Source organism: Streptomyces aureus (genome assembly GCF_001418135.1).
GTDB lineage: Bacteria > Actinomycetota > Actinomycetes > Streptomycetales > Streptomycetaceae > Streptomyces > Streptomyces aureus_A.
The window spans coordinates 1-19357 of the sequence record NZ_LIPQ01000046.1 but is presented as its reverse complement, the minus strand read 5'-3'; the positions used below and the strand labels follow the sequence as shown (position 1 = coordinate 19357).

20 protein-coding genes are annotated in these 19357 nt (G+C 73.4%); 3 read left to right on the top strand and 17 right to left on the bottom strand.

The window, feature by feature from the left end:
• Window positions 1-96: 96 nt before the first annotated feature.
• The 11 genes from AOK00_RS05440 to AOK00_RS05390 all read right to left on the bottom strand — a co-directional run bounded on the left by AOK00_RS05440 (window position 97) and on the right by AOK00_RS05390 (window position 10259).
• Complete coding sequence (locus AOK00_RS05440) at window positions 97-291, bottom strand: hypothetical protein (protein WP_015038168.1); 195 nt, start codon at window positions 289-291, stop codon at window positions 97-99.
• A gap of 119 nt (window positions 292-410) precedes the next feature.
• Window positions 411-1043, bottom strand: coding sequence for a hypothetical protein (locus tag AOK00_RS05435; RefSeq protein WP_055599173.1), 633 nt, complete (start codon window positions 1041-1043; stop codon window positions 411-413).
• Window positions 1040-1711, bottom strand: a complete 672-nt coding sequence (locus AOK00_RS05430) for an ABC transporter ATP-binding protein (protein WP_055599172.1) — start codon at window positions 1709-1711, stop codon at window positions 1040-1042. Before AOK00_RS05430 ends, AOK00_RS05435 begins: the two co-directional genes overlap by 4 nt.
• Complete coding sequence (locus AOK00_RS05425) at window positions 1704-2717, bottom strand: ABC transporter ATP-binding protein (protein WP_437441390.1); 1014 nt, start codon at window positions 2715-2717, stop codon at window positions 1704-1706. The genes AOK00_RS05430 and AOK00_RS05425 overlap by 8 nt, the downstream gene beginning before the upstream one ends.
• Window positions 2714-3550: an ABC transporter permease gene (locus tag AOK00_RS05420; RefSeq protein WP_055599171.1), complete on the bottom strand. Its 837-nt coding sequence runs from the start codon at window positions 3548-3550 to the stop codon at window positions 2714-2716. The genes AOK00_RS05425 and AOK00_RS05420 overlap by 4 nt, the downstream gene beginning before the upstream one ends.
• On the bottom strand, window positions 3543-4535 hold the full coding sequence (locus AOK00_RS05415; RefSeq protein WP_055599170.1) for an ABC transporter permease: 993 nt from the start codon (window positions 4533-4535) through the stop codon (window positions 3543-3545). The genes AOK00_RS05420 and AOK00_RS05415 overlap by 8 nt, the downstream gene beginning before the upstream one ends.
• Entirely contained in the window at window positions 4532-6148 is a 1617-nt protein-coding gene (locus AOK00_RS05410) for an ABC transporter substrate-binding protein (protein WP_055599169.1), read from the bottom strand. The genes AOK00_RS05415 and AOK00_RS05410 overlap by 4 nt, the downstream gene beginning before the upstream one ends.
• Before the next feature lie 202 nt (window positions 6149-6350).
• The gene (locus AOK00_RS05405; protein ID WP_055599168.1) at window positions 6351-7457 is read right to left on the bottom strand and encodes an acyl-CoA dehydrogenase family protein; all 1107 of its coding nucleotides are present in this window, start codon (window positions 7455-7457) and stop codon (window positions 6351-6353) included.
• Window positions 7454-8635: an acyl-CoA dehydrogenase family protein gene (locus AOK00_RS05400; RefSeq protein WP_055599167.1), complete on the bottom strand. Its 1182-nt coding sequence runs from the start codon at window positions 8633-8635 to the stop codon at window positions 7454-7456. Before AOK00_RS05400 ends, AOK00_RS05405 begins: the two co-directional genes overlap by 4 nt.
• A complete protein-coding gene (locus AOK00_RS05395) occupies window positions 8632-9600 on the bottom strand; it encodes an NADPH:quinone oxidoreductase family protein (protein ID WP_055599166.1) in 969 nt (322 codons plus the stop codon). Before AOK00_RS05395 ends, AOK00_RS05400 begins: the two co-directional genes overlap by 4 nt.
• A 68-nt stretch (window positions 9601-9668) precedes the next feature.
• A complete protein-coding gene (locus AOK00_RS05390) occupies window positions 9669-10259 on the bottom strand; it encodes a helix-turn-helix domain-containing protein (protein ID WP_055599165.1) in 591 nt (196 codons plus the stop codon).
• A gap of 66 nt (window positions 10260-10325) precedes the next feature.
• Between AOK00_RS05390 and AOK00_RS05385 the strand changes: the two genes are divergently transcribed.
• The 3 genes from AOK00_RS05385 (at window position 10326) to AOK00_RS05375 (ending at window position 12807) form a co-directional block, all read left to right on the top strand.
• Window positions 10326-11285 (top strand): NAD(P)/FAD-dependent oxidoreductase, encoded by a 960-nt coding sequence (locus AOK00_RS05385; RefSeq protein WP_055599164.1) that lies wholly within the window; start codon window positions 10326-10328, stop codon window positions 11283-11285.
• A 170-nt stretch (window positions 11286-11455) separates the two neighbouring features.
• A complete protein-coding gene (locus AOK00_RS05380) occupies window positions 11456-12235 on the top strand; it encodes a VOC family protein (protein WP_055599163.1) in 780 nt (259 codons plus the stop codon).
• Between the two features lie 71 nt (window positions 12236-12306).
• The gene (locus tag AOK00_RS05375; protein WP_055599162.1) at window positions 12307-12807 is read left to right on the top strand and encodes a GNAT family N-acetyltransferase; all 501 of its coding nucleotides are present in this window, start codon (window positions 12307-12309) and stop codon (window positions 12805-12807) included.
• 24 nt (window positions 12808-12831) lie between these two features.
• Here AOK00_RS05375 and AOK00_RS05370 read toward each other — a convergent pair whose 3' ends face one another.
• From AOK00_RS05370 to AOK00_RS05345, 6 genes are all read right to left on the bottom strand, one after another.
• On the bottom strand, window positions 12832-13584 hold the full coding sequence (locus AOK00_RS05370; RefSeq protein ID WP_055599161.1) for a PIG-L deacetylase family protein: 753 nt from the start codon (window positions 13582-13584) through the stop codon (window positions 12832-12834).
• A complete protein-coding gene (locus AOK00_RS05365) occupies window positions 13581-14513 on the bottom strand; it encodes an SIS domain-containing protein (RefSeq protein ID WP_055599160.1) in 933 nt (310 codons plus the stop codon). The genes AOK00_RS05370 and AOK00_RS05365 overlap by 4 nt, the downstream gene beginning before the upstream one ends.
• 147 nt (window positions 14514-14660) lie before the next feature.
• Window positions 14661-15968, bottom strand: a complete 1308-nt coding sequence (locus AOK00_RS05360) for an alpha/beta fold hydrolase (protein WP_055599159.1) — start codon at window positions 15966-15968, stop codon at window positions 14661-14663.
• 77 nt (window positions 15969-16045) lie between these two features.
• On the bottom strand, window positions 16046-17530 hold the full coding sequence (locus tag AOK00_RS05355) for a cellulase family glycosylhydrolase (RefSeq protein WP_055599158.1): 1485 nt from the start codon (window positions 17528-17530) through the stop codon (window positions 16046-16048).
• A gap of 176 nt (window positions 17531-17706) precedes the next feature.
• On the bottom strand, window positions 17707-18627 hold the full coding sequence (locus AOK00_RS05350; protein WP_254047251.1) for an ABC transporter substrate-binding protein: 921 nt from the start codon (window positions 18625-18627) through the stop codon (window positions 17707-17709).
• 44 nt (window positions 18628-18671) lie between these two features.
• Window positions 18672-19346, bottom strand: a complete 675-nt coding sequence (locus AOK00_RS05345; protein ID WP_055599204.1) for an ABC transporter permease — start codon at window positions 19344-19346, stop codon at window positions 18672-18674.
• Window positions 19347-19357: the final 11 nt, after the last annotated feature.

The window sequence follows — 19357 nt, the reverse complement described above, 5'->3', positions numbered from 1 at the left end:
CAAACTGTCGCGCCGGCGGCCGACGCTAGGCCCGAGTGCGTGAGATGTACATGCAACTGCCCCGTGTTTCACAGGCAGTTCATGATCGGGCAATGATCACGGCTTGAGACTGGAGACCACGTTGGCGGTGGCCGCGACCCCGTTGTGGATGGTCGGCGCCATGCTGGTACCGGCGAGGAAGAAGCCCAGCAGGGCACAGACGAGCGCATGGGTGACCTTGAGTCCCCCGTTGCGCAGGAAGATCACGGCCAGCACCAGCAGCAGCACCACGACAGAAATGGAAACGGCCATCGCGTTCACGTCCCTCCGTCGCCGCACCGGAATTGCGGCGTTCGGCGGACAGTGTGACGGAATGCGCGGTCCGTCCGGGCGAATGGCGGGGCGGCCATACGGGTGAGATTCGGCCGGGATCAGCCGTCGAGGGTCTCGGCGATGCGCGGCCGGCGGACGGCGTCGAGCTCCGGATCGGCGAGCAGCCCCTCGATCAGTGCGGTGGTCCCGAAGACCTCCGTCGCACTCAGGTCCACGTCGCTGAGGACGAGCCAACTCCCGTCGGCCGCCCACCAGGTGGCGGGGAAGCGGAACTCCGGCATGGCGTCGTGGTGGGCGAGCGCGTCACCGAGCCGGCCCCGGCGGGCGGCCAACTCCTCACCCGGACGGTTCATCACGGGGGCCTGGGCGGCGCCGCAGGCAGTGTCGGACCCGAAGGGCCCACTCCCGGCCAGATGCCCGACGAGCCTGGCGAGGGTCGGACGGTCCAGCTCCGCCGGATCGGGCCCCTCCAGGTCGCCCGCGCCCGTCACGCCCTCGAAGACCAGGTACGACAGGGTGCCCGGCCAGTCGGCGAGCCGCCGGCCCTCCCGGGCCAGGACCTGGTCCCAGCGGAGCCGTACACCGTCGTCGTGCACGGGGTGGAGGATCCAGCAGTGGTCCTGGTACCCCGACCGCGGCTCGTAGCCGCAGGGGGCGGCGGCGAGGGCGGCGCGCAGACCGTCCAGGGGGTCGTCGTCGGCGACCGGGGTCCACGGGGACTCCCCCGTCACGGCCTCTCCTCGGCGGGCAGGCAGTCCTGCCACTCCACCGTGCGGTCGCACCAGCGCCGCAGCAGGAGCCGGTCGTGGCCGACGGCGAGGAGGCTCGCGCCGGTCTCCTCCCGGTAGGTCTCGACGGCGGCGACCAGGGCCGCCGTGGTGGAGGCGTCGAGCATCGCGGTCATCTCGTCGCAGACCAGCCAGCGGGGGCGCAGGGCCAGGGCCCGGCCCAGGCAGGCGCGTTGGAGCTGGCCGTCGCTGACCTCGTGCGGGCGGCGGCCGAGCAGGTCGGGGGTGAGGCCGACGGCCGGGGCGAGTTCGGCGAGGCGAGCCGCCGCCTCGGCTCGCCGGCCGGTGGCCCGGAGGGGTTCGACGAGGAGGTCGGCGAGGGTGAGCCGGGGGTCGGCGGCGGTGCGGGGCTGCTGGAACACGACGCCGACGGCGGTCCGGAGTTCGCGCGGCGCACGGTGGCGCCAGGCCGTGACCTCGGTGCCGTCGAGGACGAGACGGCCCGCGTCCGGTCGGTGGAGGAGGGCCGCGACGCGGGCGAGGGTGGACTTGCCGCAGCCGCTGGGGCCGAGGAGTCCGACGGACTCCCCGGGGGCGACGGTGAGCGAGGCGCCGCGGAAGACGGGGGTGCGGCGGTCGTATCCGGCGGTGACGGTGTCGAGTTCAAGCACGGGGGTGCTCCGGGTGGTGACAGGCCAGGTCGGCCGTGAACTCCGGTCGGGTGGAGCAGAGTTCGGTGGCCAGCGGGCAGCGCGGGGCGAAGGCGCAGCCCTCCGGCAGGGCGGAGAGTTCCGGCGGCATGCCGGGGATCGGGGTGAACGCCCGGTCGGGCAGCGCGTCGAGCAGGCCCCGGGCGTAGGGATGGCGGGGTCCGGCGGGGCCGAAGAACCGGTGGGCGGGGGCGATTTCGACGATGCGGCCCGCGTACATGACGGCGACGCGGTCGGCGATGCGCTCGGCGGCGGCCAGGTCGTGGGTGATGAGGAGCAGGGCGCGGCCGTCGTCGGCGTGGCGGCGCAGTTCGTCCGCGGTGCGGTCGACGAGGTCGCGGTCGAGGCCGGTGGTCGGCTCGTCGGCGAGCAGCAGCCGCGCGTCGCCGATGAGGGCGAGGGCGGTGGCGGCGCGCTGGGCGAGTCCGCCGGACAGCTCGTGCGGGTACCGGTCGAGGTGCCCGGCCGGGAAGGCGGCCCGCCCGGCGGCGTCCTCGGCGGCCCTGCGGCGGGCCCGGCGGGAGGTGCCGGTGAGCGCGCGGACGGTCTCCTCCAGCTGGGACCGTACGGTGCGGACGGGGGTGAGGTGGGCGGCGGGGCTCTGCGGTACGAGCCCGACGCGGCGCCCGCGCACGGTGCGGGCGAGGGTCTTCTCGTCGGCCGCGAGCAGGTCGGTCGCGGCGGCGCCCTCGGGGCCCGCGAGCAGGGCCGTACCGGACGTCTCGGCGTTGCCGGGGAGCAGCCCGAGGAGGGCGGAGGCCAGTACGGACTTGCCGCACCCGCTCTCGCCGACGAGGGCGAGGCACTCCCCCGCGCCGAGGTCGAAGCCGGCGTCGCTGACGGCCTCGACGGTCCGCCCGCCGCGCAGCCGGAACCGGACGCTCAGATCACGGACGCTGAGGACCGCGTCCTCCGCCCGCCCGGCGGAGACGGCCTTGAGGGCGCGGAGCACGTTCTCGGCGGTCACAGCATGAGCTCCGATCGGCGGCGCGGGTTGAGGCGGTCGCGCCAGACGCCGGCGAGGCCGGCGATGGCGAGGGTCGGGACGATGAGCAGCAGGCCCGGGAAGAGGGTGGGCCAGCCGTATCCGGCGAGGAGCGAGGAGCGGGCGTTCTGGACGAGGTTGCCGAGGCTCGCCTGGTGGCTGGGGAGGCCGAGGCCGAGGAAGGACAGCGCGGACTCGTGCCACATGGCGTGCGGGACCATCAGGACGGCCGCGAGGCCCGCCTGCGGCAGGACGGCGGGAAGCAGGTGGCGGACGGCGACGCGCCACCGGGTGGCGCCGCCGGAGATCGCGGCTTCGACGAAGGGCCGGGTGCGCAGGGAGAGGACCTCGGAGCGCACGATCCGGGCGGTGGAGAGCCAGTGGGTGACGGCCACGGAGGCGATCACCGGCCAGACGCCGGGCCGGAAGAGGGCGACCACGAAGATGCCGAGCAGCAGGTGCGGCACGGAGGAGAAGGTGTCGACGAGCCGCATGAGGGTGCGGTCGGTCCAGCCGCCGAGCGCCCCGGCGGCCGCGCCGACGGCGGTGCCGACGACGGTGGCGACGAGCGCGGCGACAAGGCCGACGAGCAGCGAGATCCTCAGGCCGTAGACGCAGCGCAGCAGCAGGTCGCGGCCGAGGTCGTCGGTGCCGAAGGGGTGCTCCCAGGACGGCGGGAGGAGCTTGCGCGAGAGGTCGACGGCCTGTTCGTCGAGCTGGACGAGCGGCGGCACGACGAGGACCGCGAGGAGGACGACGCCGACGACGAGGGCGGAGCTCCAGAGCCGCAGGCGATGGGTGCGCGGGTCAGCCATCGAAGCCCACCCTCGGGTCGGCGAGTCCGTAGAGGAGGTCGGAGAGGAGGTTCCCGAGGAGTACGGCGGCCGTGGCCAGGACCGTGAGCGCGGCGAGCAGCGGGAAGTCCACGGAGGTGGCGGCCTGGACGGTGGCGGCGGCGATGCCGGGCCAGCTGAAGACGGTCTCCACGAGCAGGGCGCCGGTGATCAGCTCGGGCACGCGGGAGCCGATGAGGGTGAGCATGGGCAGCATTCCGGAGCGGAGGGCGTGGCCGGTGAGGACGGTGCGTTCGCGCAGGCCGCGGGCGCGGGCGCCGCGTACGGGGTCCTCGTCGAGGGCGTCGCCGACGCCCTGGCGGACGTACAGGAAGAACCACGGCAGCTGGGAGACGCCGAGGACGAGCGCGGGCAGCACGAGGTGGCGGGCGACCTGGTCGGCGGTGACGGTGTCGCTCGCGGTGTCGGTGAGTCCGCCGGCGGGCAGCGCGCCGAGCTTGAGCGCGAAGAACCAGATGGCGAGGAGGCCGAGCCAGAAGGCCGGCGCGGCTTCCAGGGTGTACGCGACGGAGCTGACGGTCCGGTCGATCAGGCCGCCGCGGCGGCGCCCGGCGAGGACGCCGAGGAGGGTGCCGAGGGCGATGGCCACGAGGAACGCGGTGACGGCGAGGAGGACGGACCAGCCGAGGCGCTCGCCGATGACCTCGGCCACGGGCCTGCGCATGACGGCGGAGTCGCCGAGGTCGCCGGTGAGGGCGGAGGTGAGCCACTCCCACCAGCGGGTCAGGAGGGGCCGGTCGACGCCGAGGTTGGCGCGGAGCTGGTCGAGGTTCTCCTGCGAGGCGGTGAGCCCGGCGGTGCCGGCGTAGGCCTTGACGGGGTCGAACGGGGAGGCTTCGGCGACGGCGAACACCGCGAAGGTGACGGCGAGGAGGACGGGGACGGCGGCCAAGGCGCGCCGTCCCGTCATCCGGGCCATGGGCCCCCAGGGGAGGCGGCGCTTCACTTCTTCGTCGCTCCGGCGGTCTTCGGCTTCCAGCTCTCGACGTTCCACCAGGGACCGGAGGCCAGGCCGTGGTCGTGCGGCTCGGTCTGGGTGCTCGGCCCGTCCCAGGCGTCGTTGACGACGTAGAGGTGGTCGATGTGGGTGAGGAAGGTGTAGCCGGGGTTCTTCACCAGTGCGCGCTGGACGGTGTCGTACGCGGCGCGGCGCTTGGTGAGGTCGTTCGTGCGGCGGCCCTCGTCGAGGGCGCGGTCGACGGTCTTGTCGGTGTACCAGGCCATGTTGTTGAAGCCGTCGCCTGCGAGGTCCGACTTCAGGAGCAGGTACTGGTCGAAGTCGGGGTCGCCGGGTGCTCCGCCGCCCGCGAGGACGGCGTCGGTCTTCATCCGGGGCTCGATGACCTCCCAGGTGCCGGCCTGGGCGGTGATGTCGATGCCGGCCTTCTTGGCGTCGGAGGCGTACGCGAGGGCGTGGTCCTGGCGGAGTTTGTCGCCGGAGAGGTACCAGAGCGGGAAGGCGGCGCGGACGCCGTTCTTGACGCGGATGCCGTCGGGGCCGGGCTTCCAGCCTGCCTCGTCGAGGATCTTCTGCGCGCCGGCGAGGTCGTGGCGGCGCTCGGTGCCCTTCGCGAACCAGGGGCTGTCGGTGGGGACGGGCCCGTAGGCGGGCTTCCCGGCTCCTTCGAGGATCTTGTCGACCATGGCCTGCCGGTCGACGGCGATGTCGAGGGCGCGGCGGACGTCGGTGTCGCCGGCGACCTTGTTGTGGGTGGGCAGGGTGACCGTGCGGTAGTCGTAGGTCTTCGCCCGCCAGGTCTTCTTCGTCTGGTCGCCCTTGAATCCGGCGGCGAGGTTGGGCGGCAGGACGGCGCCGTCGAGGTCGCCGGCGCGGAGCCGGGTGGCACGGACGTCGTCGTCCTTGATGATCGCCATGGTGAACTTCTTCACCGCGGGCGCGCCGTTCCAGTAGGTCGGGTTGGCCTTGAAGGTGAGCTTCTCGCCCTTGGACCAGCCGGTGAGGACGTACGGGCCGGTGCCTGTCGGCCTGGTGGTGAAGGCGCCGGTGTTGACGTCCTGCTTCGCGGCGACGTGCTCGGGGGCGATGGCGTGGACGGTGCGCTCGGCGAAGGGCGCGTAGGGGTACTTGAGGTGGAAGACGACGGTGTCGTCGCCGACCGCCTCGACGCTCTTGAGGGCGTCGAGCTCGGTGCGCGAGGCGTTGTTCGTCTTCGGGTCGAGGATCGTCCGGTAGGTGAAGACGACGTCCTTGGCCGTGAACGGGGCGCCGTCGCTGAAGGTGACCCCGTCGCGGAGGGTGTACGTGTAGGTGAGCCCGCCGTCGGAGACGTGCGGCAGCTCGGTGGCGAGGGCCGGCTTCAGCTTCATGTCGGCGTCGAAGGCGAGGAGCCCGTCGAAGATCTTGGAGTTGCCGTCCTTGCCGTAGCCGAGGAGGGGGCTGAGGGTCTCGGGCTCGTAGGCGATGCCGACGACCGCGGAATCCTTGGGTCCGCCGGAGGCCCCGGCGGTGGAGCCGGGGTTCGTGCAGGCCGCCGCGGTGAGGGCGGTGGCCCCCGCGAGCGTCGCGGCGGCCGTGCCGCGGAGGAATCGGGCGGTCATCGGGTCCACACCCCTTTTGGAGATCAACTGTTATTGCGAACAGCTTGCAATTAAACAGTATGTAAAGGGGTGTGGGCGCGGCGGCCCCTTACACGGGGCATCAGGCCGGCCGGGAGGGCGGCGCCGCGTGGACAGGAGGGCGGCACCGCGTCCGGCCAGGAGAGCGGCGCCGCGTCCGGCCAGGAGGGCGGCGCCGCGTCGGCTAGGCCGGCGGCGCCAGGCCGACCAGGGCGGCGATCGCGTCCTGGTGCCGGCCCGTGGAGCCGAGCGCGATCTGGTCCGACTTGGCCCGCTTCAGCGCCAGGTGCGCCGGGTGCTCCCAGGTCATCCCGATCCCGCCGTGCAGCTGTACGCACTCCTCGGCGGCCCGGACGGCGGTCCTGGAGCAGTACGCCTGCGCCACGGCCACGATCAGCGGGGCGTCCGCGCTGCCGGTGGCGAGGGCGTCGGCGGCGGCGCGGGCCGCCGCCCGGGCCCCGACCAGGTCCAGCCAGAGCTGGGCCATCCGGTGCTTGAGTGCCTGGAAGGAGCCGACCGGCCGGTTGAACTGGTGACGCTCGCGGGTGTGCCGGACGGTCTCCTCCAGGCACCACTCGGCGAGGCCGAGCTGCTCCGAGGCGAGGAGCCCGGCCCCGGCGAGCAGTCCGCGCCGGACCGCCGCGCGGGCCGGGCCGGGGCCCGCGAGCCGGGCGCCGCTCCCGGCGCCGGTGGTGACCGCGGCCAGCGGACGCGTCAGGTCGAGCGGGGTCTGCGGCTCGACGGTCGCCTCGTCGGCGGGTACGGCGTACAGACCGTCGGCCCGCAGGACGAGGAACGCGTCGGCGGCGGTGGCGTCGGCGACCGCCGCGACCCGCTCACCGAGCGGGAGCTCCGCGTCGGGCGCCGTCGACAGCGGTACGGCGAGGGCCACGACCGTGCGGCCGCCCGCGAGATCCGCGAGCAGTCCGGCCGCCGCGTCGTTCTCCCCCTCCAGGGCGAGCAGGGTCTCGGTGGCCACCACCGCGCTCGTGAGGTAGGGCATCGGGGTCACCGCCCGGCCCAGCTCCTCCAGGACGACGGCGGCCTCACGGTGGCTCGCGCCCTGGCCGCCGAGCTTCTCCGGGACGAGGAGTCCGGCGACGCCGATGTCGCCCGCGAGTGACTTCCACAGGCCGGGGACGTAGGGGCTGTCCGTCTCGATCCGGCCGAGGAGGGCCTGATGGCCGGCCCGGTCGGCGAGCAGGGCGCGGACGGCGGCCCGCAGGTCGTCCTCGGTCTCGGAGTAGAGGAGGTCGAGCGGCTGTTCCGTCAGTTCGGACGATTCCGTCATCGGGCGAGGTCCTTCCAGGCGACGTCCTTGTCGTTACGGGGCTCGGGCGGCAGGCCCAGGACCCGCTCGGCGACGATGTTGAGCAGCACCTCGCTGGTGCCGCCCTCGATCGAGTTGCCCTTGGACCGCAGATAGCGGTAGCCGGCGTCGCGGCCGGTGAAGTCGACGAGTTCGGGGCGGCGCATCTCCCATTCCCCGTACAACAGCCCCTCGTCGCCCAGCAGTTCGACCTCAAGGCCGCTGATGGCCTGGTTGAGGCGGGCGAACGCGAGCTTCATGGCGCTGCCCTCGGGGCCGGGGCGGCCCGCGACGAGCTGCTGGCGGAGCCGCTCCCCGGCGAGCCGGGCGACCTCGGCGTCGACCCAGTGGTCCAGGAGGCGCCGGTGCAGTTCGTGGGTGCGCAGCCCGGGGCGCTCGCGCCAGGTCGTGGCGACCTTCCCGATCATGCCGCCCTCGCGGGGGATACGGGCTCCGCCGATGGAGACCCGCTCGTTCATGAGGGTGGTCTGGGCGACCCGCCAGCCGTCGCCGACCTCGCCGAGGCGGTGGGCGTCGGGGATGCGGACGCCGGTGAGGAAGACCTCGTTGAACTCGGCCTCGCCGGTGATCTGGCGCAACGGCCGGACCTCGACGCCGGGGTCGGTCATGTCGCAGACGAAGTAGGTGATGCCCCGGTGCTTGGGTGCGTCCGGGTCGGTGCGGGCGATGAGGATGGCCCAGCGGGCCGTGTGGGCGCTGGACGTCCACACCTTCTGCCCGTCCACCACCCAGTCCTCGCCGTCGCGGACGGCCCGGGTGGCGAGCGCGGCGAGGTCGGATCCGGCCCCGGGCTCGCTGAACAGCTGGCACCAGACCTCCTCGCCGACCCACAGCGGGCGGAGGAAGCGCCGCCTGACCTCGTCGGTGCCGTGGGCGAGGACGGTGGGGGCCGCCATGCCCAGGCCGATGCCGATCTTGCGCGGGTCGTTGTCGGGGGCGCCGGCTGCGGCGAGTTCGGCGTCGACGACGGTCTGGAGCGCGCGGGGCGCGTCCAGTCCGCCGAGGCCGACGGGGTAGTGCACCCAGGCGAGGCCGGCGTCGAAGCGGGCGCGCAGGAAGTCGGTGCGGTCGGTGGTGGCGGGCGGGTGCTCGTCCAGCAACTTCCGGGTGCGTACGCGGAGTTCCTCGGCGTCGGTCATGCGTGGACTCCTTCCGGGAGGACGACCAGGCGGCCGGTGGTGGTGCCGTCGGCGACCCGCTGGACGGCGTCCGCCGCGCCGGCGAAGGGGACGCGCTCGCCGATGAGGGGCCTGATGAGGCCCTTGGCCGCGTAGGCCGTGAGGGCCTCGTGGCAGCGGCCGATCGAGGCCGGGTCCTTCGCCGCGTAGAGGCCCCAGTGGAGGCCGAGGATCGAGTAGCTCTTCACCAGGGCGTGGTTGAGGGCGGGCGCCGGGACCGTGCCGCTCGCGAAGCCGACGATCACGATCCGGCCCTCGAAGGCGACGCACTTCGCGGACTGCTGGTAGGCCTCGCCGCCGACGGGGTCGTAGATCACGTCGGCGCCGCGGCCACCGGTCGCGGCCTTGACGGCGGCGACGACGTCCTCCGAGCGTCGGTCGATCACCACGTCGCAGCCGAGCGCGCGGGCGACGGCGGCCTTCTCCGGTCCGCCGACGACTCCGATGACGGTGGCGCCGGCGGCCTTGCCGAGCTGGACGGCGGCGCTGCCGACGCCGCCGGCCGCCGCGTGGACCAGGAGGGTCTCGCCCTCCTGGAGGGCGGCGCGGCGGTGCAGGCCAAACCAGCCGGTCTGGTAGCCGATGTGGAGCGCGGCGGCCTCCGCGTCGTCGAGCGACTCGGGGGCGGGGAGCAGCCCGGCGGCGTCGGCGAGGACGTGGTCGGCGAAGCCGCCGTGCGGGAGGGCCGCGGTGGTGATGACCCTGCGGCCGTCCTCGGTCTCGGCGCAGACCTCCACGCCGGGGGTGAAGGGCAGCGGGGGGCGGATCTGGTAGTGGCCGCGGCAGAGCAGCGCGTCGGGGAAGTTGACGTTCGCGGCGCGGACCTTGAGGAGGACCTGGCCGTCGCCGGGCGTGGGCGGCGCCACCTCCTCGCGGCGCATCACCGCGCGCGGTTCCCCGTTCTCGTACACACGCCATGCCTGCATCCGGAAGCCTCCTCCGTACCGAGTGGTCGGTGGCATACTAAGCGGTCGCTTGATCCGAGGGGAACCGCTCAGCCGGACTTCTTCGGGCGGGCGCGGACGTGCATCCGCTCCCCCTGCGGCCCGTACAGGCTGAGGAACTCCACCGGGCCGTCGGGCGTCGGACCGAACCAGTGCGGGACGCGGGTGTCGAACTCGGCCGCCTCGCCGGGGCCGAGGACGACGTCGTGCTCCCCGAGGACGAGCCGGAGCCTCCCCGAGAGCACGTACAGCCATTCGTAGCCCTCGTGGACCCGCGGCTCCGGCTCCTCCTGCTGCGGCTTCTCCTGGACGACCTTGTACGCCTGGAGACCGCCGGGCTGCCGGGTCAGCGGGTACATCGTGCGGCCGTACCGCACGATGGGCCTGGCCCGGATCCGGGGGTCGCCCGTCGCCGGGGCGCCGACCAGTTCGTCGAGCGCGACCTGGTGGGCGCGGGCGAGCGGGAGGAGCAGTTCGAGGCTCGGCTTGCGCTGCCCGGACTCCAGCCGGGAGAGGGTGCTCACCGAGATTCCGGTGTCCGCGGAGAGCTCGGCCAGGGTCACCCCGCGGTCGCGGCGGACCCGGCGGAGGCGGGGGCCGACCTCGTTGAGCACGGCGTCGATGCGTTCGTCTTCGGTCATACGTCCAGTTTTGCAGAAACGGCAAGCTCACTTGCTCATCTCGGGGACTCGGGTGACGCTCGGCCCATGAACGCACACCTGGAGAACAACGCGTACGAGGCAGTGGTGGTCGGCGGGGGCGCGGCCGGGCTCAGCGCCGCCCTGGTGCTGGGCCGGTCGCGGCGCCGGACCCTGGTCGTCGACGCCGGAGAGCCCCGGAACGCGCCCACCGCGCACATGCAGGGCGTCCTGTCCCGGGACGGCATGAACCCCGCCGACTACCTGGCGGCAGGCCGGGCCGAGATCGCCGGGTACGGCGTCGAGCTGCGGACCGGCGAGGTGACGGGCGCGGCACCGGACGGGAACGGCGGGTTCGTCCTCACCCTGGCGGACGGGCAGACGGTCGGCGCGCGACGGCTCGTCGTCACCACGGGGCTCGTGGACGAGCTCCCCGTGATCGACGGACTGGCCGAGCGGTGGGGACGGGACGTGCTGCACTGCCCGTACTGCCACGGCTGGGAGGTCCGCGACGAGGCCTTCGGGGTGATCGCGCATCCGACGATGCCCGCGCACCAGGCGCTGATGGTGGCGCACTGGTCGAAGGACGTGACCCTGTTCCTGCACACCTCGGCCGAACCGTCGGAGCACGAGGCGGCACTCCTGGACGCGGCGGGCGTCCGGGTCGAGCGGGGCGAGGTGGCGGGGTTCACGGTGGAGGGCGAACGGCTGACCGGGGTACGGCTCGCCGACGGTCGGACCGTGGCCCGCTCGGTGGTCTTCGCGGCGGCCACCCGCCTGGCGGCCCGCGACGGGGTGCTGCGGCAGCTGGGCGCGGAGCTGCGCGAGACCCCCTTCGGGGAGTTCGTGGTGGTGGACGAGGCGGGGCGGACGAGCGTGCCGGGCGTGTGGGCGGCCGGCAACGTGACCGGTCCGCAGGAGCAGGTGGTCAACGCGGTGAGCCGGGGCTACCGCGCCGCGGCCGCGCTCAACAGCGAGTTGGTGTTCGGCGACCTGGAGGAGAAGGTGGCCGGTCGGCCGGTCGGATGAACCCCGGCGGTTGGGGCTGCGCCGCGTGGGCCGAGGGACGAGGATCGGTCATGGTGGCCGGATACGGCACACGGGTGAGGTCGACGGCATTCGTCACCCGGCACGCGTCACATTCGGCACACGGACGACGACTCACGGACGACGGCTCACGGAAGGACGGGACACCTCCCATGCTCGGTACGCAGTTCACCAAGGGCTCTCCCTGCTGGATCGACCTCGGCAGCCCGGACACGGAGGCGGCGGCCGCCTTCTACACCGCCGTCTTCGGCTGGGAGTTCCGCTCGGCGGGTCCCGGGGCCGGCGGATACGGCTTCTTCCAGCAGGACGGCAGGACGGTCGCCGCGCTCGGTCCGCTCACCGAGGAGGGCGCGTCCAGCGCCTGGACCGTGTACTTCCAGACCCCGGACGCGGACGCCACGGCGAAGGACGCCGAGGCGGCGGGCGGCACCGTACGCCTCGCGCCGCTCGACGTCATGGACGCGGGCCGGATGGCCGCCCTCACCGACCCGGGCGGCGCGCGGTTCGCGATCTGGCAGCCCGGCACGACCAAGGGCCTCGACCGCACCTCGTCGACGAACACCCTCGTCTGGGTGGAGCTGCACACGGCGGACCCGGCGGGCACCCTGGCCTTCTACCGGACGCTGTTCGGCTGGCGGTCGGCGGAGATGGACGCCCCCGGCATGAAGTACCGGGTCGTCTCGACCGCCGACGGCGACCAGCAGGACGCCTCCTTCGGCGGCGCGGCCGAACTCCAGGACACGAACGAGGGCCCCCGCTGGATCGTGTACTTCGACGTCGCGGACGCGGACGCGATCGTCACGGCGGCCCAGGGCAACGGCGGTTCGGTCCTGATGCCCGCGGCCGACATCCCCGACGTCGGCCGCATCGCCTGGCTCGCCGACCCCTTCGGCGCGGCCTTCGCGGTCCTGACGCCGGCCCCGATGGGCTGACCGGGCGGCACCGGTCCCCAGCGGCGAAAGTCGATTGCCCGGTCGGTGCCCGGTGGGTAGCGTCGCCGTTCGTGATACCGACGCTGCGCACCGGGCGCCTGCTGCTCGACCCCTACGTCCCCGCGGACGAGGAGGCCTTCACGGCCCTCTTCCAGGATCCCCGGGTGTCGGCGTGGATGGGTGACGGCCCGGCGTCCGAGGAGGACGACCGGGCCCTGTTCGGGCGGATCTTCACGAAGGTCTACGCCCAGGAGCTGTTCGCCGTCTGGGCCGTGCGCCGGGACGGGGTGCTGGTCGGGCACGCCGAGATCAAGCCGTCCGAGGACGTCGGCGGGCACGAGATCGTGTACGCGCTCGCGCCGGCGGCCTGGGGCTCGGGGCTCGGTACGGAGCTGGCCGAGGCCCTCGTGGCCCACGGGTTCGGCACGCTCGGCCTGGCCGAGGTGCATGCCACCGTGGCCGAGCCCAACGTCGCCTCGCTGAAGCTGCTCGGCCGGATCGGATTCGAGCACGTCCGGGACATCACCGAGGACGACGGCAGCATCACCCGCGTGCTGACCCGTCGCCCCTGACGTCCGGGTCCCTGGCGCGTTCCGTCAGCGCCCGAAGAGTTCGAAGGCCACCGCCGGGCGGCCGCCGAAGCGGGCGGACGCCTGGCTCGTCGCCGAGGTGAGGAAGGACCGGACGTACTGCTCCGGGTCCTCGTCCGTCAGGACCTCGATGTAGGCACGGTGACAGAGCAGCGAGCGGATCGCGCGGTCCAGGCCCGGGGTCGCGTCCACCGCGTGGGTCGGGGTGCTGGACGCCGCGACCGCCACCCAGCGCACCCCGTTCCACGGCTCCAGTCCCTGGTCGGCGAGCTCGGGGAAGATCCAGCGGTTGCCCGCGTCCCCCGCCGCGTCGAGCGTGGCCCGGCCCACGGCCACGTGGTCGGGGGTGTTCCAGGGGGCGCCGGGGGTCCCGCCCCAGGTGTCACGGTGGTTGAGGGTGATGACCAGCTCCGGGCGGTGCCTGCGGATCGCCGCCGCGATGTCGCGGCGCAGCCCGAGCCCGTACTCGATCACACCGTCGCGGTGGTCGAGGAACTCCACCGTGTCCACGCCGACGACCGCGGCGCTGTCCCGCTGCTCCCGCTCGCGCAGCGGCCCGCAGTCGTCCGGGGCGATCGTGGCGATGCCGGCCTCACCGCGGGTCGCGAGGACGTAGGCCACCTCCTTCCCGGCGTCCGTCCAGGTGGCGACGGCCGCCGCGCAGCCGTACTCCAGGTCGTCGGGGTGGGCGACGACGGCGAGGGCGCGCTGCCAGTCGCCGGGCATCTCCGCGAGGTCGGTGACATCGGTTCCGGTCATGGCCGCAGGATACGGGCCGCCTCCGAAGCGGTCGGGCGGAACGCTCCGGAAAGGATCACCGAGCGCGAGACGTTCCTGGGCCGGTCGGGGTTGAGTCCGCGACGCACCGCGAGGGCGACCGCGAGCCGCTGGGCGCGGACGAGCGCGGCGACCGGGTCGATCGCGTCGGCCGCGAACAGGGCGCCGGTGGACTCCACTTCGTCCTTCAGCCCCGCGGGGGCGGCCCCGAGGCACCACACGAGGCTGGACCGGTCGCTGATGCTGATCGGCCCGTGGCGGTACTCCATCGCGGCGTACGACTCCGTCCAGGCGCGGGCCACTTCGCGCAGTTTGAGGGCGGCCTCGTCGGCGAGTCCGACGGTCCATCCGGTGCCGAGGAAGGTGAACTGGCCGCGCCGTTCCCACGCGGCGGGCAGCCGCTCGTAGAGGACGAGTTCGGCGTCGGCGATGGCGGGCCCCAGATCCACCCCGAGTCCCGCGCGCAGGAGTTGGAGCGCCGTGGTCGCGAACCGGGTCTGGACGACGGAGCGTTCGTCGGCGAACCCGAGGTCGAGGACCCGGTCGGCGAGCTGCCCGGCGGGGCTGTCGGGCACTCCGGTGAGGACGAGGGCCGGAACGCGTCCCGCCGCGCCGGCGAGGAGATGGACGACCTCCGTCGTGGTGCCGGAGCGGGTGAGGGCCACGACGCGGTCGTAACCGCGCCCGAGCGGCGTGGAGTCGGAGGCGGGGAACGCGTCGGTCTCGCCCGCGCCGAGGGACTCGCGCAGCGCCGCGTAGGCGCGGGCGATGAAGTACGAGGTGCCGCAGCCGACCACCGCCACCCGCTCGCCGCGGGCCGGCAGCAGGTCGGCGTCGCGGTCGGCGATCTCGGCGGCGCGGCGCCAGCAGTCGGGCTGGCCGGCGATCTCCGCGCTGACATGGGTGCTCATGTCCGGGTCCTCTCCTCGGAGGGCCCCCGCACGGGGCCCGGACCGAGTTCTACCGGCATCCGTCCGGTGCACTCCATGAGCGGGGGCGGCCCACCCCTTGGACTTTTGCGCGCCGCCGGCCGCCCGCGTCACCCCTGCCCCAGGCGGTCAGATCTCGTCGCGGGCGAGCGCGAGCAGCCGGTCCAGGACGCGCGGTCCCCCGGCCCGTACCCCGTCGTGCTCGAACTCGTCCGTCACCCAGGTGCGCAGGCCCCGGATCGCGCGCGCGGTGTTCAGGGAGTGGCCGGTGTCCACGTACATGTCGTCGTGGTAGACGGCCGCGGCGACCGGGACCCTGTTGTCGGCGAGGCGCTCGGGGTCGTACAGCGGGGTCCAGTCGGTGCGGGCGGCGAGGAGTTCCGCCGTCTCGCGGAGCGGGCGCAGGGCGGGGTCCGTGGTGAAGTGCCAGGGGTGGACGGTCTCGCCGGTGAAGAGCGGCGGCCGCCCTTCGTCGAGCGCGGCTCGGGCGTCGAACTCGGGGTACTCGGCGCGGACCCGCTCGGCCGCCCAGTCGGTGGGGCCCGTCCCCTGGGCGTAGATGGCCTCGTGGAGCACGGCGTACAGCGGGTGTCCGGCGTACGACAGGTGGGCCTGGACCTGCTCCAGGAAGGCGTCGGCGAGCGCGGGCCCGCCGGGGGTGGGGACGAACGCGCCCTCCAGGAGCAGATGGAGCTGATGGGCGCCCTCGCCGGAGCCGAGGAGGATGCCGAGGGACTGGAAGGCCTCGGGGGTCAGCCGGCCGCCGCCGGGCAGGGTGACCTCGTGGGCGAGGATGTGGGCGACGACGGCGCGGGCCCGTTCGGCGTCCTGCGGGTAGCGGGTGTAGTGGGCCTCGTTCTTGCGCCGGACACGGGGGTAGGCGGCGCGGTAGACCTCGTCGGCCGTGGCGTACAGGGAGGGCAGGCCACCGGTGATCAGGACCCGCTCCAGGCCCTGGGGCGCGGTCGAGAGGTAGTGGGTGGCGCAGAAGCCGCCGAAGCTCTGGCCGAGGACGGTCCAGGGGGCGCCGCCGGTGAGCCGGCGCCGGATGAGCTCGCAGTCCTGGACGATCGAGTCGGCGCGGAAGTGGGCGAGGTAGTCGGCCTGCTCCGCGGGGGTGCCGCGGAGCGGCAGGGTCTGGCGGTTGGCGGGGGTCGAGCGGCCGGTGCCCCGCTGGTCGAGGAGGAGGACGCGGAACTCCTGGACGGCCCGGCCGAGCCACGCCTGGGGACCGATGAACCGGCGGGCGCCGAAGCCGGGACCGCCCTCCAGGTAGACCAGCCAGGGGAGCTGTCCGCGGTCCGCGCCGGCGTTGCCGCTCGCGACGACCTCACGGCCGAAGACCTCGATCCGCTCGCCGTCGGGGCGGGCGTGGTCGAGGGGGACGGGGAAGCGGTGGTCGGTGAGGACGAGTCCCGGCTGCCGGTAGGTGGTCACGCTGTTTCCTGCTCCTGTTCGGTACGCCCCCGCCAGGACAGTGGATCACATGGCGGGGGCGTACCGGAGGAGGGGCGTCAGGAGGTCGGGAAGTCGTCCGCCGTCCTGATGCGGTCCCGGATCCAGACGCCGGCGGGCTTCAGCGAGGCAGTGCCCGCCCAGGGACCGCCGGAGTCGCAGGTGCCGGTCTTGAAGACGGCGCCGCTGCGCTCGTCGTCGGAGAAGTTCCAGTTGACCCAGCTGATCTTCTTGCCGGCCATGAGGTCGAGGAACCGCTGCGACATGGCGAAGTCGTTGCTGCCCTCACCGGCGTAGTTCTGGGTGCCGAACTCGGTGACGAAGACGGGCAGCTTGTCGGCGGCGCGGGAGAGGGTGTTCAGGTACTCGTCGCGGTGCGAGAACGCGTAGAAGTGGAAGGTGTACATGATGTTGGCCGCGTTCACGGGGTTGGACACGACCTCGGACTCGTTCGCGCCGTCGGAGACTCCGAGCGAGGACCACGCGCGCGTGCCGACGAGGATCGGGGTCTCGGCGTCCTTGGCGCGGATGACCGGGATGAGCTGCTCGGCGTAGCTCTTGATGCGGGACCAGGCGACGCCGTTGGGCTCGTTGGCGATCTCGTACAGCAGGTTGGTCTTGGATCCGTGGCGCTGGGCGATCTCGGTGAAGAAGGTCTTGGCGCGGGCGAGGTTGTAGTGCGGGTCGCCCGGGTCGAGCATGTGCCAGTCGACGATCACGTACATGCCGCGCGCGGTGGCCTGCTCGATGAGGGAGTGGGCGAGGTCGGTGTACTTGCGCGGGTCCGTCTCGTAGCCCTCCTCCTGGACGTACGTGGAGACGCGCAGGACGTCGGCGTTCCAGTCCTTGGCGAGGGCGTCGAGCGAGCCGCCGGTCAGACACCGGCTGTACCACTGGGTGCCGTGGCTGGACATGCCGCGCAGCTGGATCGGCTTGCCGTGCGCGTTGCAGAGCTTGGTGCCGCAGACCTTGAGCTGGCCGTTGACGGCGGCGGGGGTGGTGCCGGTGGGCGGCTGGGTGGTGGCGCCGTCGACCTTGACGTGGTCGACGTTGGGGCCGCCGTTGGCGGTGGTGGCGGTGGCGCGGATCGTGTTGGCGCCGGCCTTCAGGGTGGTGGTGACGGTGGTGGTCGCCCAGCTGGTCCAGGCACCGGTGCCGGCGAAGGACTTGCCGGAGGCGGCGACGGCGCCGTTGACGGCGATGTCCATGGGGCGGTTGGTGGTGGTGCCGTTGGCGTAGCGCAGGGTGAGGGTCGCGGGGCCCGCCTGGTCGGCGTTGACGTTCCATTGGACGTAACTGCCGTTGACGTTGTCGTAGTTGACGAATCCGTTTCCGGTGAAACCGGTGTGGTTGGACTCGACTGCGCCCTGGGAGACGGTGGCCGTCTCCGCCTCGTGGGTGACGGGGGCGGCGGTCGCGGTGGGCGGGGTGACGGCGAGGCCGAGGAGCAGCGCGCCGAGGGCGGTTCCGGCGACGCCGAGGCGTCGGACGCCGGGCCGATGGCCGATGCGGGTGCGGAGTCGTGCGGATCGTGCCGAAGTCATGGGGGTCTCCACGGAACGACGAACGAGGCCTTGTGGAAGGCCGGGGGATGCCGACGAAAGCGCCGTTGGACTGGAAGGAAACTTTCCTAACGGATGAATAGCAGGGTTCTGAACCGCCTCGCAAGGGTCATGACAAGAGACGCGGTTCAGCGGGCTGACGGGGACGGTCCCCGGACTCAGCGCGGGACGAGCCCCTTCGTCACGAGATAGTTCCGCGCCACGTCCTCCGGGAGGCGCCGCCAGCTGTCCACCTGTTCGTTGAGCCGCGCCAGATCGGCCGTGGTCAGGACCGTGCCGAGACGGGACAGCGCCCGGGTGACGCGGTCGCTGCCGGCGCGGGCGCGGTTGACGACGGGGACGACGTGGTCGGCGTTCTGCAGGTGTTTGTCGTCGGCGAGCAGGACGAGCCCGAACTCGTCGAGTGTGGCATCGGTGGTCGTCGTGAGCACCAGCTGGTCCCGGCCGTTCTGGACGGCCTGTTTGGCGGGGGTGGTACCGACGCCCTTGGGGTCGACCGCGGTGACGTCGATGCCGTAGACCTCCCTCAGACCGGGCGCGCAGTACGGCCTCCGGACGCATTCGTCCCCGGCCGCGAGGCGGATCGGGAGACCGGTGGCGCCGAGGTCGCTGAGGGTCCTCAGCCGGTGTGCGGCGGCGAACTCGGCGGTGACGGCGAAGGCGTTCTGGTCGACGGCCCGCCCCGCGTCGAGCACGGTGAGCCCGCGGGGTGTGGCCAGCTCCCGGAGGGCCTTCATCGTGGCGTCCAGGTCGGGCGAGCCGACCGTCGGTGCGTCGGCCCCGTTGACCTTGGCGTTCAGCCAGTCCGCGAAGGTCGCCGCGTACTCCGCCACGACATCGATCTGACCGCGTTCCAGGGCCGGTTCGTACAGCTCGCGGTTGGTGACGGAGAGGATCTTCGTACCGTACCCGGCGTCCTGGAGGAGCAGGGCGTACATCTGGGCCAGCAGGTCGCTCTCGGTGAACCCGGCCGAGCCGACGGTCAGCCGGCGACTGTCGCCCGGTGGGGCCGTGACCTCGCCCCGGGCCTCCAGGGAGGGTCCCGTCGCGCAGCCGCCGAGGACGGCACAGGACGCCAGGAGGAGACCGAGGGCGGCGACCCGGGACGGGCGGGGAGGCCGGCTCACGGGCCGCTCCCCCGTACGCCGGCGGGGGCGAGGCGCTGGACTCCCTCGAAGACCCCTTCCACGAGCAGCGCGAGCACGGCCACGAGACACGCGCCGGCGACGACCTGCGGAGTCGAGGCGAGGTTGAACCCGGCCGTGATGATCCGGCCGAGCCCGCCGCCGCCGGCGAGCGCGGCCACGGTGGCGGTGGCGACGAGCTGGACGGCGGCGATCCGCACACCGGTCAGGATCAGCGGCAGCGCGAGCGGCACCTCGACCAGGGTCAGGGTCTGGCGGCCCGTCATGCCCATGCCCCGGGCGGCCCGAACGACGTCGGGGTCGACGCCGCGCATCCCCACGTACGCGTTGGTCAGCAGCGGGGGGACGGCGAACAGGACGAGCGCGATGACCGTCGGCCACTGGCCGGACGAACCGATCGGGCTGAGGAGGAGCAGGACGAGGACGGCGAAGGTGGGAACGGCCCGCCCGACGTTGGCGAGGTTCACGGCGAGCGCGCCGCCCTTGCCGAGGTGCCCGAGGACGAGGGCGACGGGCAGCGCGATCGCACAGCTGATGGCGAGGCAGACGACGGTGAGGAAGAGGTGCTCGGCGAGCCGGTGCCAGGCGCCGTTGTCGCCGGACCAGTGGGCGGAGGTGGTGAGCCAGGACCAGGCGTCGGTGAGAGTGGTCATGCGGCCCGCCC